Origin of the sequence: Mesorhizobium sp. M7A.F.Ca.CA.004.12.1.1 (assembly GCF_003997835.1) — a bacterium.
Lineage (GTDB): Bacteria > Pseudomonadota > Alphaproteobacteria > Rhizobiales > Rhizobiaceae > Mesorhizobium.
On record NZ_RZRK01001210.1, the window covers coordinates 1 to 1,231 of the forward strand.

General features: G+C 60.5%; 2 protein-coding genes. One reads left to right on the forward strand and one right to left on the reverse strand.

Going from position 1 to position 1,231, the window contains the following annotated elements; genetic code table 11:
* The first annotated feature begins 80 nt into the window (after positions 1-80).
* Entirely contained in the window at positions 81-698 is a 618-nt protein-coding gene (metW, locus tag EN984_RS35175) for a methionine biosynthesis protein MetW (protein WP_127268377.1), read from the forward strand.
* 7 nt (positions 699-705) lie between these two features.
* Here the strand turns inward: metW and EN984_RS35180 are convergent, their stop codons facing one another.
* Positions 706-1,026 carry a DUF1330 domain-containing protein gene (locus EN984_RS35180; protein WP_127268376.1) on the reverse strand — a complete coding sequence of 107 codons (321 nt, stop codon included), beginning with the start codon at positions 1,024-1,026 and terminating at the stop codon, positions 706-708.
* Positions 1,027-1,231: the final 205 nt, after the last annotated feature.

A 1,231-nucleotide genomic window follows, 5' to 3' on the forward strand; every position in this document is an offset into this window, starting at 1 on the left:
TTCCTGCTCGACGAGCCGGAACTGTTTGCCGCCATCAACGGCTTCATCGGCTCGGCCGCCAGGGCGAGAGGGCTGGGCCTATGAGCGTCAACCGCGACCAGCGCGTCGACCTTGAAGTCGTCGCCAACCTCATCCCACCACAGTCGCGCGTGCTCGATGTCGGCTCGGGCGACGGCTCGCTGCTCGAATTGCTGCAGGACAGCAAGCAGGTCGACGGCCGTGGGCTCGAGCTGTCGCAGCGCGGCGTCAACGAATGCGTGGCGCGCGGCCTCTCGGTCATCCAAGGCGACGCCGACAAGGATCTCGAATTCTATCCCGATAAGGGCTTTGACTTCGTCGTCCTCTCGCAGACGCTGCAGGCCACCCGCAACCCGAAGCTGGTGCTCGACGAACTGCTCAGGATCGGCAATCGCGCCATCGTCTCCTTCCCCAATTTCGGCCATTGGCGTGTGCGTCTGTCACTGTTCGTCAACGGCCGCATGCCGGTGACCAAGGACCTGCCCTATTCCTGGTACGACACGCCCAACATCCACTTCTGCACCATCCGCGACTTCGTCAATCTGTGCGACGAGCTCGGCGCGACAGTCGAGAAGGCAACCGCTCTCGACGCCAACGGCCAGAAGATCGGCCTGTCGATGCCGTGGTGGTTCTGGAACTTCTTCGGCCAGCAGGCAGTGTTCTTGCTGAAACGGCAGTAGCCGCAAGCTATTCGAGGATGTCCGTGGCCTTGTGCGGATGTTCGACGCCGTCAGCAAACACCACGTCGGCCTCCGAATTGTCCGTGCGCAGCGCCAGAATCGCTTGATAGGCGGGCGAATTGTACCAGCCATGCACATGCTGCCTGTCGGGAAATTCGATGATAATCAGATGACCCGGCCAGTTGTTCTCGATCACCTCGACATCGCCGCCATGGACCAGAAAACGGCCGCCGAAAGGTTCCAGCGTGGCATCGATCTTGTGCAGGTATTCGACGATCTGCGGGCCCATCGTGGCTTGGCGCATATGGGCGACGGCGTAAGCGGTCATAAGTGCACTCCCTTTCAATCGAAGCCGATTGCCGGCTCCGCAGGCACAGATTGCCAAGGGTCGTGACAGAATTCGATTACCCCAAAAGTAATAAGAATGAGATGAGGCGATCGTGACGAATCGGCCTGCGTGATCCTGAGGCGGTTTCCAGTCTCCGGCCCTCAGGGTGTTGCCGTTGAGACGCCAGGTTGCGAATTCGTGGTTG

What these genes read in the sequence shown, in the direction of transcription:
- metW (WP_127268377.1), top strand. Translation starts at nt 81, where the DNA reads ATGAGCGTCAACCGCGACCAGCGCGTCGACCTTGAAGTCGTCGCCAAC.
- EN984_RS35180 (WP_127268376.1), bottom strand. Translation starts at nt 1,026, where the DNA reads ATGACCGCTTACGCCGTCGCCCATATGCGCCAAGCCACGATGGGCCCG.